This is a genomic window from Streptomyces yongxingensis, assembly GCF_055597465.1.
On the sequence record NZ_CM145717.1, the window covers coordinates 8,313,316 to 8,339,954 of the forward strand.

The following is a 26,639-nucleotide window of genomic DNA, read 5'->3' on the forward strand; positions in this document are numbered from 1 at the left end:
CCTGCTCTGGTCGCTAGTACTGCTTCGGCGTGGAACGTGAGATGGAGGGTTGAGAGTGCCGGGCACGCTGTTGGGTGTCTGAGGGAATGAATCCCCTCGACAGGCCGGAGTCCATGTAGGTGGTGGATGACTGGTCGTTGCTTGAGAACTGCACAGTGGACGCGAGCATCTGTGGCCAAGTTTTTAAGGGCGCACGGTGGATGCCTTGGCACCAGGAACCGATGAAGGACGTGGGAGGCCGCGATAGGCCCCGGGGAGCTGTCAACCGAGCTGTGATCCGGGGGTGTCCGAATGGGGAAACCCGGCAGTCGTCATGGGCTGTCACCCATACCTGAACACATAGGGTATGTGGAGGGAACGCGGGGAAGTGAAACATCTCAGTACCCGCAGGAAGAGAAAACAACCGTGATTCCGGGAGTAGTGGCGAGCGAAACTGGATGAGGCTAAACCGTATGTGTGTGATACCCGGCAGGGGTTGCGCATGCGGGGTTGTGGGTTCGTACTTCAGTCGTCTGCCGGCGGCTGGGTGAGTCAGAAATTGTTGATGTAGGCGAAGGGCATGCGAAAGGCCCGGCGTAGAGGGTAAGACCCCCGTAGCTGAAATGTCAGCAACTTGCTTGTGCGATACCCAAGTAGCACGGGGCCCGAGAAATCCCGTGTGAATCTGGCGGGACCACCCGCTAAGCCTAAATATTCCCTGGTGACCGATAGCGGATAGTACCGTGAGGGAATGGTGAAAAGTACCGCGGGAGCGGAGTGAAATAGTACCTGAAACCGTGTGCCTACAAGCCGTGGGAGCGTCGCCGTGTTCTTTGGAGCACGGTCGTGACTGCGTGCCTTTTGAAGAATGAGCCTGCGAGTTTGCGGTGTGTTGCGAGGTTAACCCGTGTGGGGAAGCCGTAGCGAAAGCGAGTCCGAATAGGGCGGTTTAGTAGCGCGCTCAAGACCCGAAGCGGAGTGATCTAGCCATGGGCAGGTTGAAGCGGAGGTAAGACTTCGTGGAGGACCGAACCCACCAGGGTTGAAAACCTGGGGGATGACCTGTGGTTAGGGGTGAAAGGCCAATCAAACTCCGTGATAGCTGGTTCTCCCCGAAATGCATTTAGGTGCAGCGTCGTGTGTTTCTTGCCGGAGGTAGAGCACTGGATAGGCGATGGGCCCTACCGGGTTACTGACCTTAGCCAAACTCCGAATGCCGGTAAGTGAGAGCGCGGCAGTGAGACTGTGGGGGATAAGCTCCATGGTCGAGAGGGAAACAGCCCAGAGCATCGACTAAGGCCCCTAAGCGTACGCTAAGTGGGAAAGGATGTGGAGTCGCAGAGACAACCAGGAGGTTGGCTTAGAAGCAGCCATCCTTGAAAGAGTGCGTAATAGCTCACTGGTCAAGTGATTCCGCGCCGACAATGTAGCGGGGCTCAAGCGTACCGCCGAAGTCGTGTCATTGCAGCATGACCCCTAACGGGGGCTGTGATGGGTAGGGGAGCGTCGTGTGCCGGGTGAAGCAGCCGTGTAAGCGAGTTGTGGATGGTTCACGAGTGAGAATGCAGGCATGAGTAGCGATACACACGTGAGAAACGTGTGCGCCGATTGACTAAGGGTTCCTGGGTCAAGCTGATCTGCCCAGGGTAAGTCGGGACCTAAGGCGAGGCCGACAGGCGTAGTCGATGGACAACCGGTTGATATTCCGGTACCCGCTTTGAAGCGTCAACGCTGAATCAGGCGATGCTAAGGCCGTGAAGCCGCCCTGGATCCTTCGGGTGAAGGGGAGTGGTGGAGCCGCCGGACCAGACTTGTAGTAGGTGAGTGATGGGGTGACGCAGGAAGGTAGTCCAGCCCGGGCGGTGGTTGTCCCGGGGTAAGGGTGTAGCCCGAGGGGTAGGTAAATCCGTCCCTCATTTAAGGGTGAGACCTGATGCCGAGCCGATTGTGGTGAAGTGGATGATCCTATGCTGTCGAGAAAAGCCTCTAGCGAGTTTCATGGCGGCCCGTACCCTAAACCGACTCAGGTGGTCAGGTAGAGAATACCGAGGCGTTCGGGTGAACTATGGTTAAGGAACTCGGCAAAATGCCCCCGTAACTTCGGGAGAAGGGGGGCCATTGCTGGTGATGGGATTTTCTCCTTGAGCTGGTGGTGGCCGCAGAGACCAGCGAGAAGCGACTGTTTACTAAAAACACAGGTCCGTGCGAAGCCGTAAGGCGATGTATACGGACTGACGCCTGCCCGGTGCTGGAACGTTAAGGGGACCGGTTAGTGGGGTTTCGATCCCGCGAAGCTGAGAACTTAAGCGCCAGTAAACGGCGGTGGTAACTATAACCATCCTAAGGTAGCGAAATTCCTTGTCGGGTAAGTTCCGACCTGCACGAATGGCGTAACGACTTCTCGACTGTCTCAACCATAGGCCCGGTGAAATTGCATTACGAGTAAAGATGCTCGTTTCGCGCAGCAGGACGGAAAGACCCCGGGACCTTTACTATAGCTTGATATTGGTGTTCGGTTCGGCTTGTGTAGGATAGGTGGGAGACTGTGAAGCATTGACGCCAGTTAGTGTGGAGTCGTTGTTGAAATACCACTCTGGTCGTGCTGGATGTCTAACCTGGGTCCGTGATCCGGATCAGGGACAGTGTCTGGTGGGTAGTTTAACTGGGGCGGTTGCCTCCTAAAGGGTAACGGAGGCGCCCAAAGGTTCCCTCAGCCTGGTTGGCAATCAGGTGTTGAGTGTAAGTGCACAAGGGAGCTTGACTGTGAGACCGACGGGTCGAGCAGGGACGAAAGTCGGGACTAGTGATCCGGCGGTGGCTTGTGGAAGCGCCGTCGCTCAACGGATAAAAGGTACCCCGGGGATAACAGGCTGATCTTCCCCAAGAGTCCATATCGACGGGATGGTTTGGCACCTCGATGTCGGCTCGTCGCATCCTGGGGCTGGAGTCGGTCCCAAGGGTTGGGCTGTTCGCCCATTAAAGCGGTACGCGAGCTGGGTTTAGAACGTCGTGAGACAGTTCGGTCCCTATCCGCTGTGCGCGTAGGAGTCTTGAGAAGGGCTGTCCCTAGTACGAGAGGACCGGGACGGACGAACCTCTGGTGTGCCAGTTGTTCTGCCAAGGGCATGGCTGGTTGGCTACGTTCGGGAGGGATAACCGCTGAAAGCATCTAAGCGGGAAGCCTGCTTCGAGATGAGGGCTCCCACCCACGTGATGGGTTAAGGCTCCCAGTAGACGACTGGGTTGATAGGCCAGATATGGAAGCCGGGTGACCGGTGGAGTTGACTGGTACTAATAGGCCGAGGGCTTGTCCTCAGGTGCTCGCGTCCACTGTGTGGTTCCCGGGTTGCGAACAGTCGCACCGGTGAATCAGTTCCACTTGACTTAATTGAAGAGTGTGCTTGTTCGCTAGAACCCGATAGGGTTTCGGTGGTCATTGCGTTAGGGAAACGCCCGGTTACATTCCGAACCCGGAAGCTAAGCCTTTCAGCGCCGATGGTACTGCAGGGGGGACCCTGTGGGAGAGTAGGACGCCGCCGAACAATCTTTGGAGGACCCTTGGTCCCAGCGTGCATGCTGGGACCAAGGGTTCTTTTGTTTTTGCTGGGCCCGCATCGGTTTGACTGATGCGGGAGAATGGCTGAAGTACATGAAGACAGGAGTCACGCCGATGTCCACCAACTCTCCCGACGACCGGTCGGGCCGCGAGCCGCGGGGCCGGGACGCCGGCGACCGGCGGGAGGCCCGCGGCTCCGGGCCGCGCCGCGACGGCGCTCGTGGTGGTTTCCGGCGTGACGACCGCCGCGATGAGCGGCCGCGCGGGCCGCGTCGCGATGATGACCGTGGCGGGTTCCGCCGCGATGACGACCGTGGTGGCTTCCGCCGCGATGACCGCCGGGACGAGCGCCGGGACGAGCGCCGGGACGACCGGTCGCGTGGCCCGCGTCGGGACGATGAGCGAGGAGGCCGCCCCGGCGGCTATGGGCGCCGCGATGACCGGGGTGGCCGCCCCGCCGGGCGTTACGAGCGCCGAGACGATCGGCGGGATGACCGTCGTGACGAGCGGTCGCGTGGGCCTCGCCGTGATGACCGCGACGGTGGCTTCCGCCCAGGCGGTTTCCGCCGGGACCGTGACGATCGGCCGGGCTTCCGCCGGGACGATGACCGTGGTGGCTACCGGCGCGATGACCGCCGGGATGAGCGCCGCGACGAGCGTCGTGACGACCGTGGTGGGTTCCGCCGAGATGACCGTGATCGTGACCGTGGCGGCCGGGGCGGCGGCTCCGAGCGTCGTGATGTCCGGCCTTCGTCGCGTCGTGATGATGACCGTGGTGGGTTCCGGCGGGATGAGCGTCGTGATGAGCGGCCTTCGTACCGTCGTGACGATGACCGCGGCAGCCGGGGCGGCGGCTCCGAGCGTCGTGATGAGCGGCCTTCGTCGCGTCGTGATGATGACCGTGGTGGGTTCCGGCGCGATGACCGTCGTGATGAGCGGCCTTCGTACCGTCGCGATGACGACCGTGGTGGCTACCGGCGCGATGACCGGCGGGACGACCGCCGGGACGACCGGGCGCGTGGGCCTCGCCGTGATGACCGCGACGGTGGCTTCCGGGGCGGTCGCGACGACCGTGGGCCGCGTCGTCCGTACGGTCAGGGACGGGGCCGCGACGACCGGCGCTCCGGCGGCGGCGGTGGGTTCAAGCGCCGTGACGATCGCAGCGGCGGCTACGGGCGCCGCGAAGAGCGCGGCAGGGACCGCGACCGCGAGCCCATCAAGCGGCTGCCGATCCCCGAGGACATCACCGGCGAGGAGATCGACAAGGGCGTGCGGCAGGAGCTGATGAGCCTGCCGAAGACCCTCGCCGAGGACGTCGCCAAGAACCTCGTCATGGTGGCCAAGCTGCTGGACGAAGACCCCGAGCGGGCGTACCAGTACTCGCGCGTCGCCCTGCGGCTCGCCTCCCGGGTGGCCGCCGTGCGCGAGGCCGCGGGCTTCGCCTCGTACGCCGTCGGGAAGTACGCCGAGGCGCTCGCGGAGTTCCGTGCCGCGCGCCGGATGACCGGCAACTCCGAGCTGTGGCCGGTGATGGCCGACTGCGAGCGCGGGATGGGCCGTCCCGAGCGGGCGCTGGCCATGGCCGGTGAGCCGGAGGTGCAGAAGCTGGACCGGGCCGGTCAGGTCGAGATGCGGATGGTGGCCGCCGGTGCCCGGCGCGACATGGGCCAGGCCGACGCCGCCGTCGTCACCTTGCAGAGCCCGGAGTTGGCCTCCAACTCCATCCAGCCCTGGACCGCCCGGCTGCGCTACGCGTACGCCGACGCGCTGCTGGCGGTCGGCCGCGAGGACGAGGCCCGCGAGTGGTTCGCCAAGGCGCTCGAGGCGGATCAGGGCGGGAGTACGGACGCGTCGGACCGGCTCGCCGAGCTGGACGGGGTCGAGTTCGTGGACGCCCTTGACCCCGAGGAGGCGGCGGCCGACGACGCCTCCCAGCCCGTCGAGGAGTCGAAGGCCGAGGAGCCGGAGGTCTCGGAGGTCGACGAGCTCCCGTCCGACGAGGACATGGTCGAGCCCGAGGCCGAGGCCGACGACGCCGACGACTCCGAGCCGGTGGCCGAGGCGACGTCCGAGGGCCAGGCGGAGGCGGCCGGGCCCGACGAGGACGGCGACGACCGCTGATGCCCTGACGTGAGGGGGCGGGACCCCGGACCGGGATCCCGCCCCCTTCGCATGTCCGCTCGCATGTCCGCGCCCTGAGCTCCGCGCCCGAAGGGCTCAGCCCAGCGTCAGGCTCCGCAGCACCAGCCCCGTCGCCGGCTTCGGCCCGAAGGACGTCGACTTGTGCGGCATCGCGATGCCCTGCCGCGCCAGCTCGTGCACGACGTCCTCGCGCACCGGATGCATCAGCACCGCCGTGCCGCCCAGTCGCTCCGCCTGCTCGACGGCCGCCGCCGGGTCGTGGAGGTAGCCGATGTGCTCGGGCGTGTCCGGGACGTTCCACAGGTGGTCCAGCAGGGTGTGGTGGAGCACCGTCGCGTCCAGCGTCCGCCATGCCTCCGGCCGTCCGTCCGGGACCGTACGGGCCAGCAGATCCGGGTCCGGCCGGTCCAGGAGGTGGAAGCGGCCGTCCCCGGCCAGCAGGAAGGCGTTCGGCGCTCCGGGCTCGGCGCGCGCCGCCGCGGCCGCCTCGGCGAGCGTCTCCAGGGCGCGCGGCAGCGGGCCGTCGATCGTCCGCACCCGGAAGGCGCGCCGCACCGCCGGGAGCGCCTCGTCCGGGGACAGCCGGCGGAGCAGCCGGTGGATGGCCCGGACCCGGAGCGGATAGCGGGCGGTGTCGACGAGCAGGACGAGCCCGAAGTCCCAGGGGCCGGGCTCCCGTCGCTCCTCGCGCAGCCGCAGATAGGTGGCCCAGCGGTGGTGGCCGTCGGCGATGAGGGCCTGGTGGTGGCGGAGGTCGGTGGAGACCTCCACGAGGTCGGCGGGGTCGGTGACCCGCCACAGATGGTGGTCCACGCCGTCCTCGGTGGTCGTGGAGAGCAACGGCTCGCGCAGGATGGTGCGTTCGATGACCTGCGCCGCCCCGCCGGTGCCCTGCCCGCCGGTGCCCTGCCCGCCGGTGCCCTGCCCGGCGGCTCCGTTCCCTGAGGCCCCGTTTCCCGAAGTCCCGTTCCCGTTGCCGCGGTAGGCGAGCAGCAGTGGCTCCAGATGGGCGGCGGTGGCGCGCATCAGATCGGCTCGGTCCTCGACGACATGCGGCATGACCTCCTCGTGGGGCAGGACGATGCCCTCGTCGCGGGAACTCAGCCGCAGCGCGCCGATCAGCCCGCGCTGGAGGGTCGGGCCGTCGCGCTGCTCGTAGACGTAGAGCGCGGGTTCGGGGTCCGGGGCGAGCACTCCGTCCGCCTGCCAGCGGCGCAGCGTCTCGGCGGCCTTGCGGTGCCGGGCCTCCGGGGTCCCGGCCTGCGGCAGGATCAGCCGGACGATGTTGTACGGGTCCGCCGTCTCGAGCTCGCGCAGGCCCTCGGGCCTGACCACCACGTCGTAGGGCGGTGAGGTGACGGCGGCGAGACTGCCGACCCGCTCCGGGACATAGCGCAGCCCCCGGAAGGGGGTGAGCTGCAGACCTTGTCCGCCAGGCCCTGGAATGCTCATCAGTGAATGTTATGCCCCGCGCGGCGATACGCGATGATCGGGGGAGAAGCGCACAGATCTGCGAGGAGTGGCCCTCATGAACCAGCCCGTCCGCACCCGGCCCGAGTCCAGCCGGCAGTCGCTGAACGAGGCGTACGACACGGCCCTGCTGGACCTCGACGGGGTGGTGTACGCGGGCGGCGAGGCCATTGACCATGCCGTGGAGTCGCTGGTCACCGCACGGGACGGCGGGATGCGGCTGGCGTATGTGACCAATAACGCGCTGCGGACGCCGGAGGCGGTGGCCGAGCATCTGACCCGGCTCGGGATGCCCGCCACCCCCGACGATGTGATCACCTCCGCGCAGGCGGTCGCCCGGCTGATCTCCGAGCAGTTGCCGGAGGGGGCGCGGGTGCTGGTGATCGGCGGGGAGGGGCTGCGGGTGGCGCTGCGCGAGCGCGGGCTGACACCGGTGGACTCGGCGGACGACGACCCGGCGGCGGTGGCGCAGGGGTACGGCGGGCCGGACATGCCCTGGGCGCGGCTGATGGAGGCGGGGTACGCGGTGGCGCGCGGGGTGCCGTGGTTCGCCTCCAACCTGGATCTGACGATTCCCAGCGGACGGGGCATCGCCCCGGGCAACGGCGCGGCGGTGGAGGTCGTGCGCATCGTGGCGGGCACGTCCCCGCAGGCCGCGGGGAAGCCGCTGCCGCCGATGCACCGGGAGACGATCCTGCGGACCGGCGCCCGGCGGCCGCTGGTGGTCGGGGACCGGCTGGACACCGATATCGAGGGGGCGTACGCGGGCGGGGTGGACTCGCTGCTGGTGCTGACCGGGGTGACCACGCCCGCTCAGCTGCTGGCCGCCGAGCCCGGGCACCGGCCGTCGTATGTGGACCGCGACTTGCGGGGGCTGCTCACCCCGCAGCCGGAGGTGGCGCGCGACGGGGCGTCGGGCGGCTTCCGGTGCGGGGGCTGGGCGGCGCGGGCCGAGAACGGCGCGCTGGTGCTGGAGGGCGGGGGCGATGAGCCGCTGGACGGGTTGCGGGCGCTGTGCGCGGCGGCGTGGTCCGAGGCGGGGGACGGTGTGAGCGGCGCGGACGCGGGGAAGGCTCTGGCGCGGCTGGGGTTGTGAGCCGACGGGGCACGGGCTCTCGCGCAGACGGGGGCCGTGAGCCGATGCGGCTGGGTTCCCGAGCCGACGGGGCATGAGCCGACCGGGGCTCGAGTGGACGCGGTTCGCCGCTTTCGGACCGGACCGACAGAGGCTTCGCGCCTACGCGGCCGAGTCTCCGTGCCGACGGGGTTGAGGCTCCGTGCCGACGCGGGGCCGTGCGGCCGAACTCGCGCTCCGGAAAGCCCGCATGGATGCGGCCAATGGGACTTAGGGTAACCTAACTTAACCTGAGTCCTGATCGGCCGTGCTGTGAGGTGGAGTTCCGCGTGACCCTGGTCAGTCCGGCGAAAGCCGGGACCGAGACAGCGAGCGCGCCGCCCCGGCGGCGCACCGCGCGCCGTGCGACCGGATTGGTCGTCTCGCTGGGCGTGCTGCTGGCGATCGCCGCGGCGTCCATCGCGATCGGCGCCAAACCGATTCCGCTGGGCCAGGTGTGGCACGGGCTGTTCCACTACACCGGCAGCGACACCGATGTGGTGATCCGGGACGTACGGCTGCCGCGCACCATCCTCGGGCTGCTCGTCGGCGTCGGCCTCGGCCTCGCGGGCGCGGTCATCCAGGCCCTCACCCGCAACCCGCTCGCCGACCCCGGGCTGCTGGGGCTGAACGCGGGCGCGTCCGCCGCCGTCGTCTCGGCCATCAGCTTCCTCGGCGTCACCTCCCTCACCGGCTATGTGTGGTTCGCGTTCCTCGGCACCGCCGTCGTGTCCGTGCTGGTGTACGCGCTCGGCGGCAGCCGGACCGCCACCCCGGTGCGGCTCGCGCTCGCCGGGATGGCGGTGTACGCGGCGCTCTACGGATACGTCAACGCCGTGGAGCTGCTGGACACCGCGGCGCTCGACAAGATGCGCTTCTGGACGGTGGGTTCACTCGCCTCCGCCAATATGACGGTGGTCCGGCAGGTGGCCCCGTTCCTCCTGGTCGGCGTGGTGCTGGCGGTTCTGCTGGGCCGTTCGCTGAACGCCGTGGCGCTCGGCGACGACACCGCCCGCGCACTCGGCAGCAACCTCAACCGGACCCGGGCGCTCTCGATGATCGCGGTCACCCTGCTGTGCGGGGCCGCGACCGCCGCCTGCGGGCCGATCGCGTTCGTCGGGCTGATCGTGCCGCATCTGGTCCGCGCGCTGACCGGGCCCGATATGCGCTGGATCCTGCCGTACGCCGCGGTGCTCTCGCCCGTTCTGCTGCTGGGCGCCGATGTGATCGGGCGGTTGGTCACCCGGCCCGCGGAGCTCCAGGTCGGCGTCGTCACCACCTTCATCGGCGGGCCCCTCTTCATCTACCTCGTTCGTCGCCGAAGGATGGCCCAACTGTGAACGCGAGCAAGCGCACCGCCAAGTCCGGGACGCGCGGGGTCACGCTGCGCACCGCCGGTCTCTCGCTGCGCCTGGATGTCCGCGGCGCGGTCGTGGGGCTGCTGCTGATCGCCGCGGCGCTGGTGATGAGCGTCGTGCTGATCGGCACCGGCGACTTCCCCATCGCCCCCGCCGATGTGGTGCGCACGCTCCTCGGCAACGGCACCGTGGCCCAGGACTTCATCGTCAACGATCTGCGGCTGCCGCGGGTGCTGGTGGGGCTGCTGGTCGGCGCGGCCTTGGGGCTGGGCGGGGCGATCTTCCAGTCCATCTCCCGCAATCCGCTGGGCAGCCCGGATGTGATCGGCCTCGGCCAGGGGGCGGCGGCCGGGGCGCTCACGGCCATCGTGCTGGTCAAGGGCGATCCGAACGTGGTCGCCACCGGGGCCGTCCTCGGCGGGGTGCTGACCGGACTGGCCGTCTACGCGCTGGCCTGGCGGCAGGGCGTCCACGGCTATCGGCTGGTCCTCGTGGGCATCGGCACCTCCGCGACGTTCACCGCCGTCAACGGCTATCTGCTCACCCAGGCCCGCCAGGAGGACGCGGCCCGTGCGGTGATGTGGCTGACCGGCTCGCTGAACGGCCGCGACTGGGACCAGGTCTGGCCGCTGCTGGCCGTCTGCGCGGTGCTCATGCCCGTGGCCCTCGGGCAGGCGCGGAACCTGCGGATGCTGGAGATGGGCGACGACAGTGCCTACGCCCTCGGGGTGCGGGTGGAGCGGACGCGGATGGTGCTGATGGGCGCGGCCGTGCTGCTGGTCGCGTCCGCCACGGCCGCCGCCGGGCCCGTCGCCTTCGTGGCGCTCGTCGCCCCGCAGCTGGCCCGCAGGCTCACCCGCTCGCCGGGCCCGAACCTGCTCCCCGCGGCCTGGATGGGCGCCGCGCTGCTGGTCACCGCCGACTGGGCCGCCCAGCGCGCCTTCGGGGCCGATCAGCTGCCGGTGGGGGTGCTCACCGGGATGCTGGGCGGCGCCTATCTGCTGTGGCTGCTGGTGACCGAGCGCAGGGCGGGGCGGATATGACGACTGTGGACACGACCCGGACGGAAGACGACATGGACAAGGACACCCGGCAGACCGTGGCTTCCCGCACGAGCGGCACCCAGGACCGGCGGCAGCGGCTCATGGCGGAGGGACTGACCCTCGCCTACGACCGGCGCACGGTCGCCGAGGAGCTGTCCGTGACCATCCCCGACCACTCCTTCACGGTCATCGTCGGGCCGAACGCCTGCGGGAAGTCGACCCTGCTGCGTGCCCTGTCCCGGATGCTCAAGCCGGCGGCCGGATCGGTGCTGCTGGACGGGCAGTCGATCGGCTCACTGCCCGCCAAGAAGGTGGCCCGCACCCTCGGGCTGCTGCCCCAGTCGTCGATCGCCCCGGACGGGATCACCGTCGCCGACCTGGTCGCCCGCGGCCGCTATCCGCACCAGGGACTGCTGCGGCAGTGGTCGGAGACGGACGAGCGGATCGTCGACGAATCGATGGCGGCGACCGGTGTGGCGGAGCTCGCGGATCGCTATGTCGACGAATTGTCCGGCGGCCAGCGCCAGCGGGTGTGGATCGCGATGGCCATCGCCCAGCAGACCCCGCTGCTGCTCCTCGACGAGCCCACGACCTATCTGGACATCCAGCACCAGATCGATGTGCTGGATCTGTGCGCCCAGCTCCACGAGGAGCAGGGCCGCACCCTCGTCGCGGTGCTGCACGACCTGAACCACGCCGCCCGTTACGCCACCCATCTGATCGCGATGCGGGGCGGGGAGGTCGTCGCGGAGGGGGCGCCGGGTGACGTGGTCACGGCGGAGCTGGTGGAGCGGGTCTTCGGGCTGCGCTGTCAGGTGATCGACGACCCGGAGACGGGGACACCGTTGGTCATCCCGGCTGCCCGCCGGTCCCGTACGGCACGGGTGGAGGCGCCTCTGGCGACCGCCGCGGTGAGTGAGTCCTGACGACCGGCTCGGGGTGGGGGCGCCCGGGCCGGAGCAGGGGCTCGGGGCGGGGCTCTTGCCCCGGCCCGGGGCGGGGCGCCTGCCCTAGATCAGCTTCCGCAGCCGCAGCAGGTCGCGCAGCCCGGCCTCGAGCTTGATCCGTCCGCTGCCCCAGGCCCGTGCGAAGTGCAGCTCGCCGTCGACCAGGGCCACCAGGTCGTCCCCGGTCATCGCCAGCCGGATCTGCGCACGCTCGGCCGGGGGGCCCGACTCGGTCGTCACATCCTCGATCCGGCTGTCCACGAGACGGCCGACGAAGGTGGTGTCCAGGTCGGTGATCCAGCAGCTGACCGAGCGATCGAGCGCGGCAGCGCTGCGGAGGTCCCCGTTCGCGGTCGCGAGGTTCTCCGCCAGTTTGTCGAGTGCGCTGCGGCACTGTTCCAAGGTCGCCATCGCGGACGACGTTACCCCAGGTCTCGTACGCCGGAGAACGAGGGATTCGCGGTAGCGTCGGGGCCATGAGTGAGCCGATGCCGGCCGGGTGGCCCGGCCCACAGCCCGGTCCGGCTGCGGAGCGGCCCCAGGAGGCCGCGCCGGAGCGGGCGCCCGAGGGGGCCCGGGAGGCCGCGCCGGAGCCGGTGTCCGAGGGGGCCGAGGACGTCGTGCCGGAGCCGGTGTCCGAGGTCGTCGTGCCGGAGCCGGTTTCCGAGGCCGTGCCGGAGCCGCCCGGCCCCGCCGATCCGGCCCCGCTCGGCGTGGACCGTACGCCCACCGGCGTCGCCGAGGTGGACGCCCGGCTGGCCCGGCTGGCCGACGCCGACCACCTCGGGACGAGCGGACACCTGGAGGTGTACGAGGATGTCCACCGGGGCCTGCGCGACACGCTGACCGCACTCGACCGGCGGCCCGGACCACCGCCGCCCGGCCCGCGGCCCCCGTCCGCTTAGTAAACGACCTCAGGAGCTGAACCACCCGTGGCAGTGACCCGTCCACGACGCGCACGACTCGACGCGGAGCTGGTGCGCCGCAAGCTGGCGCGTTCGCGTGAGCACGCCAGCCAGTTGATCGCCGCGGGCCGGGTCACCGTCGGCGGGGCGGTGGCGACCAAACCGGCCACCCAGGTGGAGACCAGCGCGGCCGTCGTCGTGATCGAGGACGACAGCGATCCGGACTATGTCTCGCGCGGCGGCCACAAGCTGGCGGGCGCGCTGTACGCCTTCAGCGAGGAGTACCGGAAGGGCGCGGGCGCGGGGCAGAACCCCGGGGTCCGCCCGGCCACGGGAGCCGGGGCGGGGCTGAAGGTCGCCGGGCGGCGGGCGCTGGACGCGGGCGCGTCCACCGGAGGCTTCACGGACGTCCTGCTGCGCGCGGGCGCCGCTCAGGTGCTCGCCGTCGACGTCGGCTACGGGCAGCTCGCCTGGTCGCTCCAGAGCGATGAACGCGTCAGCGTTTACGACCGTACAAACGTACGCGAGCTGACACTTGAGCGGATTGGGGGGAAATCGGTGGACCTGGTGGTCGGTGATCTCTCCTTCATTCCGCTCGGGCTCGTCCTGCCCGCCCTCGTGCGGTGCGCGGCGCCCGACGCCGATCTGGTGCTGATGGTCAAACCACAGTTCGAGGTCGGCAAGGAGCGGCTGGGCAGCGGGGGCGTGGTCCGCAGCGCCGAACTGCGCGCCGAGGCGGTGCGCACGGTGGCCGGGCGGGCGGCGGAGCTGGGACTGGGTGTGCTGGGCGTAACGGCCAGCCCGCTCCCGGGGCCGTCGGGTAACGTCGAGTACTTTTTGTGGATGCGCGCCGGGGCGCCGGCACTGGACCCGGCGGATGTTGACCGTGCAGTGGCGGAGGGGCCCAGTTGACCACTTCAGAAGCAGCGCAGCAGAAGGAAGCAGTGCCCGAGCCCGGGGCCGGGGACGCGGTGGCGGGACCGGCGGTCGAGCCGATGACGCCGGCGGCCGAGGCGACGGCGGACCGCACTGTCTTCCTCCTCGCGCACACCGGCCGCCCGGCGGCCATCCGCAGCGCCGAACTGGTTGTCCAGGGGCTGCTGCGCAGCGGAATCGGGGTACGGGTGCTCGCCGCCGAGGCGGCGGACCTGCCGCTGCCCCCCGCTGTCGAGCGCGTCGACGCGGAGCGTGACGTGCTGGACGGCTGTGAGCTGCTGGTCGTCCTCGGCGGGGACGGGACCCTGCTGCGCGGAGCGGAGTTCGCCCGGGTCTCGGGCGTGCCGATGCTCGGCGTGAACCTCGGCCGGGTGGGCTTCCTGGCCGAGGCCGAGCGGGACGACCTCGACAAGGTCGTGGACCGGGTGGTGACCCGGCAGTACGAGGTCGAGGAGCGCATGACGATCGATGTGCTGGTTCGCAACGACGGGCACATCGTGCACACGGACTGGGCGCTGAACGAGGCGTCGGTCGAGAAGGCCGCGCGTGAGCGGCTGCTCGAGGTGGTCACGGAGGTCGACAACCGCCCGGTCTCGCGGTTCGGCGGCGACGGCGTGGTCTGCGCGACCCCGACCGGCTCGACGGCGTACGCCTTCTCGGCGGGCGGGCCGGTGGTGTGGCCCGAGGTGGAGGCGCTGCTGATGGTGCCGATCAGCGCCCATGCGCTGTTCGCCAAGCCGCTGGTGACCTCGCCGAAGTCGGTGCTCGCGGTCGAGGTGCAGCCGCAGACCCCGCACGGGGTGCTGTGGTGCGACGGCCGCCGCACGGTGGAGCTTCCGGCGGGCGCGCGGGTCGAGGTGCGCCGGGGCGCGGTCCCGGTCCGGCTGGCCCGGCTCCACCACGCGTCCTTCACGGACCGCTTGGTCGCCAAGTTCGCGCTTCCGGTCGCGGGGTGGCGAGGCGCGCCGCACTAGGGGATGTCCGACGGGTCTTGCCGCCTGCGGCGGGCTGTTCCCCTCCCCGCCCCTTCCCGAACCTGGGGCTCTGCCCCAGACCCCGGCGGACCGGGGCTCTGCCCCAGGCATGGGCGGGCCGGGGCTCTGCCCCAGGCGTGGGCGGGCCGAGGCTCTGCCCCAGACCCGGGGAGGACCGGGGCTCTGTCCCTGGCCTGGGCGGGCCGAGGCTCTGCCCCAGACCCGGGGAGGACCGGGGCTCTGTCCCTGGCCTGGGAGGGTGGCGGTTGTGCCCCCTGGCGCGGGAGGGTGGGGGTTGTGCCCCCTGGCCCTGGAGGGGCGAGGCTGTGCCCTAGACCCGGGAGTGCCGGGGCTGTGCCCCAGACCTCTGGAGGGTCGGGGTTGCGTCCTAGGCCCGGGAGGGCTGGGGTTACGCCTCCAGGCACTGGAGGGTCGGGGTTGCGTCCTGGACCCGGGAGGGTCGGGGGTTGTGTCCGCTGGCCCGGGAGGGTCGGGGTTGTGTCCTAGGCCCGGGAGGGTCGGGGTTGTGTCCTAGGCCCGGGAGGGCTGGGGTTACGCCTCCAGGCACTGGAGGGTCGGGGCTGTGCCCCAGACCCTGGAGGATCGGGGTTGCGTCCCAGACCATGGAGGGCCGGGGTTACGCCTCCAGACCCGGGAGGGCCGGGGCTGCGCCCCAGACCTCGGAGGGTCGGGGCTCTGCCCCAGGCCCCGGGGCCCAGGGGCGGAGCCCCGGCCACGCGGCGGAGCCCCGTTTCCCAGCCCCTCCGGCGATTGAGGAGCGGGGTCCGGGGCGGAGCCCCGGTGGGGGTGCGAGGGGGCGGGGCTTCCATCCACGTGGCGGAGCCGCGTATTGACGCTGTGGGAAGGGGCGGGGCGGGGGCTCACCGCCGGAGGCGCTCGCACCGGGCAGATGTGCGGGTGGACCCCATAAGTGGCGCCCCTTCGTCGCATCGCACCGACCAAACCTCGTATGGTCTTGCACGTGCTGGAGGAGATGCGGATACGTGCGCTGGGCGTCATCGACGACGCGGTCGTCGAGCTGTCGCCCGGCTTCACCGCGGTGACCGGTGAGACCGGCGCGGGCAAGACCATGGTCGTCACCAGCCTCGGGCTGCTGCTGGGCGGCCGCGCCGACGCCGCCCTGGTGCGGATCGGGGCCAAGGCGGCGGTCGTCGAGGGCCGCCTTACGGTCGACGCCCGCTCGGCGGCGGCCGTAAGGGCGGAGGAAGCGGGGGCCGAACTCGACGACGGCGTGCTGCTGATCAGCCGTACGCTCTCCGCCGAAGGGCGGTCGCGCGCCCACGTGGGCGGCCGCTCGGTCCCCGTGGGCCTGCTGGGCGAGCTGGCCGACGATCTCGTGGCCGTGCACGGACAGACCGATCAGCAGGGCCTGCTGCGGCCCGCCCGGCAGCGGCAGGCGCTGGACCGGTACGCGGGCGCCGCGGTGGCCGGGCCCCTGGAGAAGTACGCGGGGGCCTACCGCCGGCTGCGCGCCGTCTCGGCCGAGCTGGAGGAGCTGACCACACGGGCCCGCGAGCGGGCGCAGGAGGCGGATCTGCTGCGCTTCGGCCTCGAGGAGGTCGCGGCCGCCGAGCCCCGCCCCGGGGAGGACGAGGAACTGGCGGCCGAGGCCGAACGGCTGGGCCACGCCGAGGCCCTGGCGTCCGCCGCCGCCGTCGCGCACGCCGCCCTCGCCGGGAACCCGGAGGACCCGGAGGGCGTGGACGCGGCCACCCTGGTCGGGGGCGCCCATCGCGCCGTGGAGGCCGTGCGCTCCCATGACCAGGCCCTCGCCGGGCTCGCCGACCGGATCGGCGAAGTGGGCATCCTGCTGTCCGATGTGGCCGGAGACCTCGCGGGGTACGCCGACAACCTGGACGCCGACCCGATCCGCCTGGCGGCCGTCGAGGAGCGCCGCGCCGCGCTGTCCCAGCTCACCCGCAAGTACGGCGAGACCATCGCGGACGTGCTGGCCTGGGCCGAGCAGGGCGCCGCGCGGCTGGCCGAACTCGACGGCGACGACGACCGCATCGGCGAGCTGACCGCCGAGCACGACGCGCTCCGCGCCGAACTGGGCGAGCTGGCGCAGACGCTCACCGACGCCCGTACGGAGGCGGCGGGGCGGTTCGCGGAGGCGGTCACCGCCGAGCTGGCCTCCCTGGCGATGCCGCATGCCCGGGTCACCTTCGCGATCCGCCAGACCGAGACGGAGGGGGACGGCATCGAGGTGGGCGGCCGCTCGGTGGTCTTCGGGCCGCACGGCGCCGACGAGGTCGAGCTGCTGCTCGCGCCCCACCCGGGTGCCCCGCCCCGGCCGATCGCCAAGGGCGCCTCCGGAGGTGAGCTGTCCCGGGTGATGCTCGCGGTCGAGGTCGTCTTCGCGGGCTCCGACCCCGTACCGACCTATCTCTTCGACGAGGTGGACGCGGGCGTCGGTGGTAAGGCGGCGGTCGAGGTGGGCCGCCGGCTGGCCCGGCTCGCCCGCTCCGCGCAGGTCGTGGTGGTCACCCATCTGCCGCAGGTCGCGGCCTTCGCCGACCGGCATCTGGTGGTCGAGAAGACCAACGACGGGTCGGTGACCCGCAGCGGTGTGAAGGCCATGGAGGGCGAGGACCGCGTACGGGAGCTGTCGCGGATGCTCGCGGGGCAGGAGGACTCCGAACTCGCGCGGGCGCATGCGGAAGAGCTCCTGGAGGCGGCCCGCGCGGGACGCTGACCCTTCGGACGACGCTTCACGCGGCCCCTTGCGCGACGCTTCACCCGAATCCGCACGCGACCCTTCACCCGAATCCGCACGCGACGCTTCACCGACCCTTCACCCGAACGGGTGGTACCGCGGACGCGCGGGCGAGTTCGGGGCAGGCGTCACCTGGGAGCGTTGCGACGAGGGTTCGGCGAGTGCTGGCATTCTTGGGCGGAGCGCGTCCGCACCGTCCCCCGTCGCCCCGACACCGTCTCAGGAGCTCCGCCCGCGTGAGCAGCACCGTGAGCAACACCCCGGTCCCGCCGCACGGGCAGTCGTCGCTGCACGCCGTCCAGGTGCTGGGCGCCGGGAGTTCGGGCAGCGGAGTGCATGTGCGGTCGCTGTCGGCCGGGCTGGTGGCGCGCGGGCTGCGGGTGACCGTGTGCGGGCCCTGGAGCGCCGAGCGGGGCTACGGCTTCACCCAGACGGGAGCGCGGTTCACCGGGCTCGACGCCCTGACGGACGCCGGAAGCATGGCGTCGCTGCGCAGGGCCACCCTGGGAGCGGCCCTGGTGCACGCCCACGGGCTGCGCTCGGGGCTGCTGGCCGCGGTGGCGCTGCGTGGCCGGAACGTACCCCTGATCGTCACCTGGCACACCCGCGTGGACGCCGAGGGCGCGCGGGCCCGTCTGGTGCGGCTGATGGAGCGTCGGGTGGCACGGGCCGCCGCGATCGTGCTCGGGGCCTCCTCGGATCTGGTGGACCGGGCCCGGGCCCGCGGTGCGCGCGACGCCCGGCTGGCCCCGGTCGCGGTGCCCGCCCCGCGCCGGCCGCCGGAGACCGCCGACGGCCGCCGTCAGAAGGCACGGGCCGAACTGGGCGTGGTGGAGGGGCCGTTGCTGGTCACGGCGGGGCGGCTGGAGGCGACGGCCGGTCACGGCCCGCTGCTGGACGCGGCGCGGCGCTGGCGCGTGCTGGATCCGCGGCCGCTGCTGGTGGTGGCGGGGGAGGGGCCGGACCGTGCGGTGCTCCAGCGCCGGATCGACACCGAGGGGCTTCCGGTGCGGCTGCTCGGCCGCCGCGAGGACGTGCCGCAGCTGCTCTCCGCGGCCGATGTCGCGGTGCTCTCCAGCCGCTGGGAGGCGCGGTCGCTGCTGGCCCAGGAGGCGTTGCACGCGGGGGTGCCCCTGGTGGCCACGGCGGTCGGCGGGGTGCCGGAGCTGGTGGGGGAGGCGGCCGAACTCGTCCCCTACGGCGACCCCGAGGCCCTGGCCGACGCCGTGACCGGGCTGCTCGCCGATCCGGTGCGCCGGGTGGAGCTCGCCGCGGCGGGACGGGCACGGACGGCGGGCTGGCCGACGGAGGACGACACCGTCGCCCATGTCCTCAGCGTCTACGATGAGTTGGTGCAGACCTTTCTGCGTGAAGGGGTTGACGGGCCCGGTCGTTGATCGGCAGGGTGCTGGGCAGAGGAACGGGAGAGCGCTCTCAAATTCGCGCCTCCCGTCACCCCCCACGCCATTTCCCGGCAACCCCCACTACGCCGAGGAGCACCATCATCATGATCAGTCGCAGGAAGCTGCTGGGTGGAATCGCCGCCTCCGCCGCCGCGGCGGGAACCGGTCTCGCCTTCGCCGGCGGCCGCGCCGGCGCCGCGCCGAGCGCGAAGGCCGCCGCCTCCCTGCCCCTGACCGTCGTGAACAAGACGGGGCAGTACGACAACGGGTCGGTATGGCTCTACATCGTCGGCAACGAGGGTGACCGGCAGGTCCACGTCACCCCTGACGGCGACATCGCCCCCGTCGCCCTCTCCGACAACGGCTCGGACGGCTTCACCGACTACGCGATCCCGCTGGCCGGAAGCGGTGACACCAAGCTGAACCTGCCTCAGATGTCCGGCCGGATCTATGTGTCGCTGGGCTCCAAGCTCAAGCTCAAGGTGGTCGAGGACGGGGCGGGCAAGGCCGCGCTGCAGTACCCGGCGGGCTGGGTGTCCGGCGACCCGAACTACGACATCATGCACGACTGCGCGGAGTTCACGTACAACTCCTCGGGGATGTTCTGCAACACCACCATGGTGGACATGTTCAGCGTCCCGCTGTCGATCCACCTCACCGGCGCCCAGGACCAGACGACCGGCACCCTGAAGGACGGCGCCCGCGCCAAGGTCTTCTCCGACCTCGCCGGGGTCGACGCCTTCAAGAAGCTGATCGTCGGCGACAATCTGCGGGTGATCGCTCCGGGCCACGGCATGGGCGCGGGGGTGTTCGCGGAAGACTACTTCGCGTCGTACATCGACCAGGTCTGGGACGCCTACGGATCGAAGGACCTCAAGGTCACCACCAACGCGGGCACCTTCACCGGCCGGGTGAGCGGCGGGAAGTTCTCCTTCACCGGCCCGGCCTCGGTCTCCTTCGACAAGCCCTCCACCAAGGACGTGCTGTTCTGCGACGGCGCCCTGGCCGCGCCCAACGACGGGACCACGGGCCCGGTCGCGGCGATCCTCGGCGCGGGCTTCAACCGCACCACGCTGCACAACGCCGACGCCCAGCCGACCACCGACCCGGCGGCCTTCTACGGCGAGGACGTCACCAACCACTACGCCAAGGCCATGCACGCGGCGACCGTGGACGGCAAGGCGTACGGCTTCGCCTTCGACGACGTGGCCGAGTTCGCGTCCTACATCCAGGACACCGCGCCCAAGGGGATCACCCTCACGCTGACCCCGTTCTAGGGGGTGTCCGACGGGTTGTGACGCCTGCGGCGGGCTGTTCCCCTCCCCGCCCCTTCCCGAAACTGGGGCTCCGCCCCAGACCCCATCGGGGCTTCGCCCTGGACCCCGGGGTCCGGGGCGAAGCCGTATATCGATGCTGTGGGAAGGGGCGGGGAGGGGAAAGATCCGCCGGGCCGGGCAGGGGGCGGCCGTGGTTCGGCACAGGGTGGCCGGGCGGGGAGGCGTTCGCGGCGCGCGGCGAGGGCGGCGCGGCGGACGGCGAGGGAGCCACTCCCCGCCCGGCGGCACGGGGGGACGCCGGGCGGGGACCCGGGCAGGCGGGGCGGGCCGCACCCGCGTCAGGCGGGGCGGCCCGCCACCGCGTCACCGCACATGGCGGCGGGCCTGGAGGGCCACCCCCAGGGCGAGCACCGTCTGGGGATCCTCCAGGTCGCTGCCCAGCAGCGACGCGATCCGGGCCAGCCGGTCGTACAGCGTCTGGCGGTTGAGGTGCAGTGCGCGGGCCGTCTCCGCCTTGCGCCCCGCATGCCGCAGATACGTCTGCAGCGTCGGCACCAGCGGCGGGCGGGCGGTGCGGTCGTGGGCGAGCAGCGGACCGATCACCCGGTCCACGAAGGCGGCCAGATCGCCGTGCTCGCGCAGTCGCCACAGCAACAGGTCGACATCCAGGCTGCGTACGTCGTACCAGCCCCGGTCGGGTGGCGATCCGCACGCCGCGTTCGCCGCCTCCGCCGCATGCCGCAGCTCGGCTCCGGCCGCGTCCCAGCCGACCGCGAGCCCGGCGATCACCACCGGCGGCCGGGCACCGGCCCGGTCCGGCCAGGCCCGCTCCACACCGGCCCGCAGCGCCGTCGCGATCCGTTCGGCCACCGCGCTCCGCTCGGTCGCGCCGCGCAGCCCCGCCAGCAGCGGAACCCGCCCCTCCGGAAGCCGTACGCCGAGCAGCACCGGCACCCCGGCCCCGGCCAGCTCCTCCTGCAGGGCGTGGGCCAGCGCCGCCCAGCTCTCCCCGCCCCCGGCCAGCGGCCGCGGATCCTCCGCCAGCCGCATCACCACCGGCAGCAGCGGCCCGCCCGGACCCGGACGGAAGCCCAGCACCCTGGCCTGGGCGGGGGCGTCCGACGCCTCGATCCGGCCCTCGGCGAGATCGGTGAGGAAGTCCCCGCGCCCGCGCGCCGCCAGCTCCTCCTCCTGGCGCGCCCGCAGCAGCACCACCGCCAGCAGGTCCGCCGTCCGCTCGGCGGCGATCCGGTGCACCGGGCCCAGCGGCCCGGCCACCGGGAGGACGGTCAGCCGCGCCCGTACGGCGCCGGGGCCGGGCCCGCCGCCCGGGATGTCCGCGATCACGCTGCCCGCCGGCGGCTCGGGCCGCTCGGCCGCGCGCGGCGCCCGCAGCCCCTCCCACACCTGGAGCGGATCGGCCGCGCCCGCCGGGGGCGTACCGCCCGGCCCGGCCGCGTACAGCAGTTGTCCGTCGGGGGTCTCCAGGAAGACCGGGTTGGCCGCGAAGGCGGCGAAGTGGCGCAGGATCTCCGGCACCCCGCCGCCGCGCAGCAGCACCTCGGTGGCCTGCCGGTGCACCACATCGGCCTGGCGCAGCAGGGCGTAGTGCTCATTGACGATCTCGGTGTGGATCTCCTCGGTGACCGTCACGAACGGCACCTCGCGATGGAGCTGCACCAGAGGCAGCCCGCAGGAGCGCGCGGTGTCCACGACCGGCCCCGGCAGGGTGCGGAACCGGGCCCCCAACTCCACCACCAGCGCCGCGATGCCCCGCTCGGCGAGCCGGCGGACGAAGGCGCGCTGCTCGGCGGGGCGCGGACCGACCCCGAGACCGGTGGTCAGCAGCAGCTCACCGCCCTTGAGCAGCGCGGCGATGTTCGGTGCCTCGCCCGCGTGCACCCAGCGCACCGGGCGGTCCAGCAGCTCCTGCCCGGACACCACCTCGGGGAGCCCGCGGCGCAGGGCGGGAAGCCCGAGGGCCCGCGCCACGGTGATCGTTCCCTGTGGTTCCATGCCGCCACGCTAAGCGCTCCGCGGGAAGTGCCGCGAGGTGCGGTCGTTCGCCCGCGGCTGCGTCGTGGCCGGTCGCGCCCACGCGCGCGCCGAGCGGCTGGGCCCGGGCCCAGCCCGGAGACGAGGGGTGGCCCGGGCCTCCAGGGCCCGGGCCGGGGGTCAGCCTCCGTACGCGCCGGACGCCGTCAGCCGCAGCGCGGTGTCGATCAGCGGCACATGGCTGAACGCCTGCGGGAAGTTGCCCACCTGGCGCTGGTTGCGCGGGTCCCACTCCTCGGCCAGCAGCCCGAGGTCGTTGCGGAGCCCGAGCAGCTTCTCGAAGAGCTTGCGGGCCTCGTCCACCCGGCCGATCATCGCCAGGTCGTCGGCGAGCCAGAACGAGCAGGCCAGGAAGGCCCCTTCGTCGCCCTCGAGACCGTCCACCCCGGCGTCCTCGCCCGCGGTGGGATAGCGCATGACGAAGCCGTCCTCGGTCGACAGCTCCCGCTGGATCGCCTCGATCGTGCCGATGACGCGCTTGTCGTCCGGCGGCAGGAAGCCCATCTGCGGGATGAGCAGCAGCGAGGCGTCCAGCTCCTTGGAGCCGTAGGACTGGGTGAAGGTGTTCCGCTCGGCGTCGTAGCCCCGCTCGCAGACGTCCCGGTGGATCTCGTCGCGCAGCTCCCGCCAGCGCTCCAACGGTCCGTCCACATCGCCGGATTCGATCAGCTTGACGGTGCGGTCGACCGCGACCCAGGCCATCACCTTGGAGTGCACGAAGTGGCGGCGCGGCCCGCGCACCTCCCAGATGCCCTCGTCCGGCTCGTCCCAGTGCTCCTCGAGGTAGCGGATCAGCTTCAGCTGGAGCACGCTCGCGTAGTCGTTGCGCGCCAGGCCCGTCATATGGGCCAGGTGCAGCGCCTCGGTGACCTCGCCGTAGACATCGAGCTGGAGCTGGCCCGCCGCGCCGTTGCCGACCCGGACCGGCTGGGAGTTCTCATAGCCGGGCAGCCAGGTCAGCTCGGCCTCGGCCAACTCCCGCTCGCCCGCGATGCCGTACATGATCTGGAGGTTCTCCGGGTCGCCCGCGACCGCGCGCAGCAGCCATTCGCGCCAGGCGCGGGCCTCCTCGCGGTAGCCGGTGCGCAGCAGCGAGGAGAGGGTGATCGCCGCGTCCCGCAGCCAGGTGAAGCGGTAGTCCCAGTTCCGGACGCCGCCGATCTCCTCGGGGAGGGAGGTGGTGGGCGCCGCGACGATACCGCCGGTGGGGGCGTAGGTCAGCGCCTTGAGCGTGATCAGCGAGCGGACCACCGCGTCCCGGTAGGGGCCGTGGTAGGTGCAGTGCTCGACCCACTCCCGCCAGAACGCCTCGGTGGCCTCCAGCGCGGCCTCCGGCTCGGGCAGGGCGGGCGGCTCGTTGTGCGAGGGCTGCCAGCTGATGGTGAAGGCGATCCGGTCGCCGGGGCCCACCGTGAAGTCGGAGTAGGTGGTGAGGTCCTTGCCGTAGGTGTCGGCCTCGGTGTCCAGCCACACCGAGTCCGGACCGGCGACGGCGACGGTACGGGTGTCCACCCGGTGCACCCACGGCACGACCCAGCCGTAGGAGAACCGCATCCGCAGCGCCGAGCGCATCGGCACCCGGCCGCTGACCCCCTCGACGATCCGCACCAGTTGCGGGGCGCCGTCACGGGGCGGCATGAAGTCGATCACACGGACCGTGCCGCGCGGAGTGTCCCACTCCGACTCCAGGACCAGGGAGTCGCCGCGGTAGCGGCGGCGGTCCGCGGCGGGCGGCCGGCTCCCCGCGGGGGTGGCGGGCCCCAGCCGCCAGAAGCCGTGTTCCTCGGTGCCCAGCAGACCGGCGAAGACGGCATGGGAGTCGAACCGCGGCAGGCACAGCCAGTCGACCGTCCCGTCTCTGCAGACGAGGGCGGCCGTCTGCATATCACCAATCAGTGCGTAATCCTCGATACGCCCGGCCACGTGCATTCCCCATTCGAACGGCCGTATCACCCCGGAGGGCGTTTCTTACGGTCTCGGAAAATTCTGACGAGCTCTTGTTCCGGGGGCGTGCTGGTGGTGCCGTGCCGGGGTGGCTCGCATGCGTGCGTCCGATGAGGATACGACGGACAACGGTGATCCGCTTGAGCCCGTCCACATCGTGGCTCGCATCTCACGGCCGATCGGGTGGCCAGGTCACGCATGGTGTTCGGGCGGTTGCGCAGACCGAACGCGGGAACCAGGTCAGCAGCGACCGCTCCGGGGCGCTGATACCCTGGTAGCCCGTGGAGCGGCGGGCACAAACCCCCGAACCTCAGCGGCGGCGCCCCCGGTACCCGGAGCGGCTGCCGTACGCACCCTCACGACGCGACCACGGGAGCCCCCTCTTGGCCATTGCCGCTAAGCCCATGACGACCAAGCACCTCTTCGTCACCGGGGGTGTCGCCTCCTCACTCGGCAAGGGCCTTACCGCCTCCAGTCTGGGGGCGCTGCTGAAGGCGCGCGGTCTGCGCGTCACCATGCAGAAGCTCGATCCGTATCTGAATGTCGACCCGGGCACGATGAACCCCTTCCAGCACGGTGAGGTGTTCGTCACCAACGACGGCGCCGAGACCGATCTGGACATCGGCCACTACGAGCGCTTCCTCGACGTCGACCTCGACGGCTCGGCCAATGTGACCACCGGACAGGTCTACTCCACCGTAATCGCCAAGGAGCGGCGCGGTGAGTACCTCGGGGACACGGTGCAGGTCATCCCGCACATCACCAACGAGATCAAGCACCGCATCCGGCGCATGGCCACCGACGAGGTGGACGTCGTCATCACCGAGGTCGGCGGCACCGTCGGCGACATCGAGTCGCTGCCCTTCCTGGAGGCCGTCCGCCAGGTCCGGCACGAGGTCGGCCGGGACAACGTGTTCGTGGTGCACATCTCCCTGCTGCCCTACATCGGCCCGTCCGGCGAGCTGAAGACCAAGCCCACCCAGCACTCGGTGGCCGCGCTGCGCAACATCGGCATCCAGCCGGACGCGATCGTGCTGCGAGCCGACCGCGAGGTCCCCACCTCCATCAAGCGCAAGGTCTCGCTGATGTGTGACGTGGACGACGCCGCCGTGGTCGCCGCCATCGACGCCAAGTCGATCTACGACATCCCCAAGGTGCTGCACTCCGAGGGCCTGGACGCCTATGTGGTCCGCAAGCTGGACCTGCCCTTCCGCGACGTGGACTGGACCCAGTGGGACGACCTGCTGAAGCGGGTCCACGAGCCCGACCACGAGGTCACCGTGGCGCTCGTCGGCAAGTACATCGACCTGCCCGACGCCTATCTCTCGGTCACCGAGGCGCTGCGCGCCGGCGGCTTCGCCAACAACGCCCGCGTGAAGATCAAGTGGGTCACCTCCGACGACTGCAAGACGGCGGCCGGCGCCCGGGAGCAGCTCGACGGCGTGGACGCGGTCTGCATCCCCGGTGGCTTCGGCGACCGCGGTGTCATCGGTAAGGTCGGCGCGATCACCTACGCCCGGGAGAACAAGATCCCGGTGCTGGGTCTCTGCCTGGGACTCCAGTGCATCGTCATCGAGGCCGCGCGCAACCTCGCGGGCATCGAGGGCGCCAACTCCACCGAGTTCGAGCCCGCCACCACCGACCCGGTGATCTCCACCATGGCCGAGCAGCTCGACATCGTCGCTGGCGAGGGCGACATGGGCGGCACCATGCGGCTGGGCATGTACCCGGCCAAGCTGGCCGAGGGCTCGATCGTCCGCGAGGTCTACGACAACCAGCCGTATGTCGAGGAGCGCCACCGCCACCGCTACGAGGTCAACAACTCCTACCGCGGTGAGCTGGAGAAGAAGGCCGGGATCGTCTTCTCCGGCACCTCTCCGGACAACAAGCTGGTGGAGTACGTGGAGTACCCGCGCGAGGTCCACCCCTATCTGGTCGGCACCCAGGCCCACCCCGAGCTGCGCTCCCGCCCGACCCGCCCGCACCCGCTCTTCGTGGGCCTGGTGAAGGCGGCGGTCGAGCGACAGGTGGCAGCTCAGACGCGGGGCGCGAGCGCCTGACCGTTACGGTTGGCACGGGGCGGGCGGCCGGCGCGGCCCACCGCCCCGTCAACCGCACGCGGAAAGGACGCTGAGGCAAGCATGCGCATCCAGGACACCCCCGAGGAATGGCCGGTCACCGCCACCGCGACGCCGTTCACCGGCAACAAGACGAGCGTGCGCACGGACGAGGTGGAGATGCCCGACGGGAGTCGGGTCAAGCGCGACTACCAGGTCCACCCCGGCTCCGTCGCCGTCCTCGCCCTGGACAGGGACGACCGCGTGATCGTGCTGCGGCAGTACCGGCACCCGGTCCGCCAGCGGCTGTGGGAGATCCCGGCCGGTCTCCTGGACGTCCCCGGTGAGAACCCGCTGCACGCCGCCCAGCGGGAGCTGTACGAGGAGGCGCACGTCAAGGCCGAGGACTGGCGGGTCCTCATCGACCTCTACACCTCGCCCGGCGGCTGTGACGAGGCCGTGCGGATCTTCCTGGCCCGGGAGATCTCCGCGGCCGAGGGCGAGCGGTTCGAGGTCGCCGAGGAGGAGGCCGACATGGAGCTCGCCCGGGTGTCCCTGGAGGAGCTGGTGCGCGGCGCCCTCGCGGGCGAGCTGCACAACACCTGCCTCGCGACGGGCGCGCTGGCGCTGCGGGCGGCGCTCTCCGGCGACGGCCTCGACGCCCTCCGGCCCGCCGACGCCTCCTGGCCCGCCCGGCCCTTCGACGCCTGAACCACTGATGGGGCGCATGGGCCCCGCTCGG

At 71.2% G+C, this 26,639-nt stretch carries 17 protein-coding genes, 2 rRNA genes and 1 pseudogene; 16 read left to right on the forward strand and 4 right to left on the reverse strand.

Annotated elements, in window-relative coordinates:
• Window positions 1-173: 173 nt before the first annotated feature.
• The 4 genes and pseudogenes from ACZ6TD_RS35715 (at window position 174) to ACZ6TD_RS35730 (ending at window position 5,656) form a co-directional block, all read left to right on the forward strand.
• Window positions 174-3,294 (forward strand): 23S ribosomal RNA (locus ACZ6TD_RS35715).
• Between the two features lie 110 nt (window positions 3,295-3,404).
• Window positions 3,405-3,521, forward strand: a 5S ribosomal RNA gene (rrf, locus tag ACZ6TD_RS35720).
• Between the two features lie 128 nt (window positions 3,522-3,649).
• A pseudogene (locus tag ACZ6TD_RS35725) lies at window positions 3,650-4,696 on the forward strand (hypothetical protein); the annotation flags it as partial.
• A 108-nt stretch (window positions 4,697-4,804) separates the two neighbouring features.
• Window positions 4,805-5,656, forward strand: coding sequence for a tetratricopeptide repeat protein (locus ACZ6TD_RS35730; protein WP_471358331.1), 852 nt, complete (start codon window positions 4,805-4,807; stop codon window positions 5,654-5,656).
• Between the two features lie 96 nt (window positions 5,657-5,752).
• On the opposite strand, the gene ACZ6TD_RS35735 is transcribed toward ACZ6TD_RS35730, so the two are convergent.
• Entirely contained in the window at window positions 5,753-7,129 is a 1,377-nt protein-coding gene (locus tag ACZ6TD_RS35735) for a DUF1015 family protein (RefSeq protein ID WP_471344746.1), read from the reverse strand.
• Window positions 7,130-7,205: 76 nt separating this feature from the next.
• Between ACZ6TD_RS35735 and ACZ6TD_RS35740 the strand changes: the two genes are divergently transcribed.
• From ACZ6TD_RS35740 to ACZ6TD_RS35755, 4 genes are all read left to right on the forward strand, one after another.
• Window positions 7,206-8,243: an HAD hydrolase-like protein gene (locus tag ACZ6TD_RS35740; RefSeq protein ID WP_471344748.1), complete on the forward strand. Its 1,038-nt coding sequence runs from the start codon at window positions 7,206-7,208 to the stop codon at window positions 8,241-8,243.
• A 308-nt stretch (window positions 8,244-8,551) separates the two neighbouring features.
• A complete protein-coding gene (locus tag ACZ6TD_RS35745) occupies window positions 8,552-9,601 on the forward strand; it encodes a FecCD family ABC transporter permease (protein WP_471344749.1) in 1,050 nt (349 codons plus the stop codon).
• On the forward strand, window positions 9,598-10,662 hold the full coding sequence (locus ACZ6TD_RS35750) for a FecCD family ABC transporter permease (RefSeq protein WP_471344751.1): 1,065 nt from the start codon (window positions 9,598-9,600) through the stop codon (window positions 10,660-10,662). Before ACZ6TD_RS35745 ends, ACZ6TD_RS35750 begins: the two co-directional genes overlap by 4 nt.
• A 32-nt stretch (window positions 10,663-10,694) precedes the next feature.
• Complete coding sequence (locus ACZ6TD_RS35755) at window positions 10,695-11,588, forward strand: ABC transporter ATP-binding protein (RefSeq protein ID WP_471358335.1); 894 nt, start codon at window positions 10,695-10,697, stop codon at window positions 11,586-11,588.
• An 84-nt stretch (window positions 11,589-11,672) separates the two neighbouring features.
• Here the strand turns inward: ACZ6TD_RS35755 and ACZ6TD_RS35760 are convergent, their stop codons facing one another.
• On the reverse strand, window positions 11,673-12,020 hold the full coding sequence (locus ACZ6TD_RS35760) for a sterol-binding protein (protein ID WP_471344752.1): 348 nt from the start codon (window positions 12,018-12,020) through the stop codon (window positions 11,673-11,675).
• A 77-nt stretch (window positions 12,021-12,097) separates the two neighbouring features.
• Here ACZ6TD_RS35760 and ACZ6TD_RS35765 point away from each other — a divergent pair, with 77 nt between their 5' ends.
• The 6 genes from ACZ6TD_RS35765 (at window position 12,098) to ACZ6TD_RS35790 (ending at window position 19,841) form a co-directional block, all read left to right on the forward strand.
• Window positions 12,098-12,514 (forward strand): hypothetical protein, encoded by a 417-nt coding sequence (locus tag ACZ6TD_RS35765; RefSeq protein ID WP_471358337.1) that lies wholly within the window; start codon window positions 12,098-12,100, stop codon window positions 12,512-12,514.
• 33 nt (window positions 12,515-12,547) lie between these two features.
• A complete protein-coding gene (locus ACZ6TD_RS35770; protein WP_471358339.1) occupies window positions 12,548-13,426 on the forward strand; it encodes a TlyA family RNA methyltransferase in 879 nt (292 codons plus the stop codon).
• A gap of 83 nt (window positions 13,427-13,509) precedes the next feature.
• Window positions 13,510-14,424: an NAD kinase gene (locus ACZ6TD_RS35775; protein WP_471358341.1), complete on the forward strand. Its 915-nt coding sequence runs from the start codon at window positions 13,510-13,512 to the stop codon at window positions 14,422-14,424.
• A 970-nt stretch (window positions 14,425-15,394) separates the two neighbouring features.
• The gene (gene recN, locus ACZ6TD_RS35780; RefSeq protein WP_471344753.1) at window positions 15,395-17,140 is read left to right on the forward strand and encodes a DNA repair protein RecN; all 1,746 of its coding nucleotides are present in this window, start codon (window positions 15,395-15,397) and stop codon (window positions 17,138-17,140) included.
• Between the two features lie 257 nt (window positions 17,141-17,397).
• Entirely contained in the window at window positions 17,398-18,558 is a 1,161-nt protein-coding gene (locus ACZ6TD_RS35785; protein WP_471344755.1) for a glycosyltransferase family 4 protein, read from the forward strand.
• Between the two features lie 110 nt (window positions 18,559-18,668).
• On the forward strand, window positions 18,669-19,841 hold the full coding sequence (locus ACZ6TD_RS35790; protein WP_471344757.1) for a glycoside hydrolase family 64 protein: 1,173 nt from the start codon (window positions 18,669-18,671) through the stop codon (window positions 19,839-19,841).
• A gap of 363 nt (window positions 19,842-20,204) precedes the next feature.
• Here ACZ6TD_RS35790 and ACZ6TD_RS35795 read toward each other — a convergent pair whose 3' ends face one another.
• Window positions 20,205-21,857 carry a PucR family transcriptional regulator gene (locus ACZ6TD_RS35795; protein WP_471344759.1) on the reverse strand — a complete coding sequence of 551 codons (1,653 nt, stop codon included), beginning with the start codon at window positions 21,855-21,857 and terminating at the stop codon, window positions 20,205-20,207.
• 159 nt (window positions 21,858-22,016) lie between these two features.
• Entirely contained in the window at window positions 22,017-23,825 is a 1,809-nt protein-coding gene (locus tag ACZ6TD_RS35800; RefSeq protein ID WP_471344761.1) for a glycoside hydrolase family 15 protein, read from the reverse strand.
• Window positions 23,826-24,244: 419 nt separating this feature from the next.
• On the opposite strand from ACZ6TD_RS35800, the gene ACZ6TD_RS35805 reads away from it, so the two are divergent.
• Together ACZ6TD_RS35805 and ACZ6TD_RS35810 are read left to right on the forward strand one after the other, a co-directional pair.
• Window positions 24,245-25,900 (forward strand): CTP synthase, encoded by a 1,656-nt coding sequence (locus tag ACZ6TD_RS35805; RefSeq protein ID WP_471344762.1) that lies wholly within the window; start codon window positions 24,245-24,247, stop codon window positions 25,898-25,900.
• 81 nt (window positions 25,901-25,981) lie between these two features.
• A complete protein-coding gene (locus tag ACZ6TD_RS35810; protein WP_471344764.1) occupies window positions 25,982-26,608 on the forward strand; it encodes an NUDIX domain-containing protein in 627 nt (208 codons plus the stop codon).
• Window positions 26,609-26,639 lie beyond the last annotated feature (31 nt).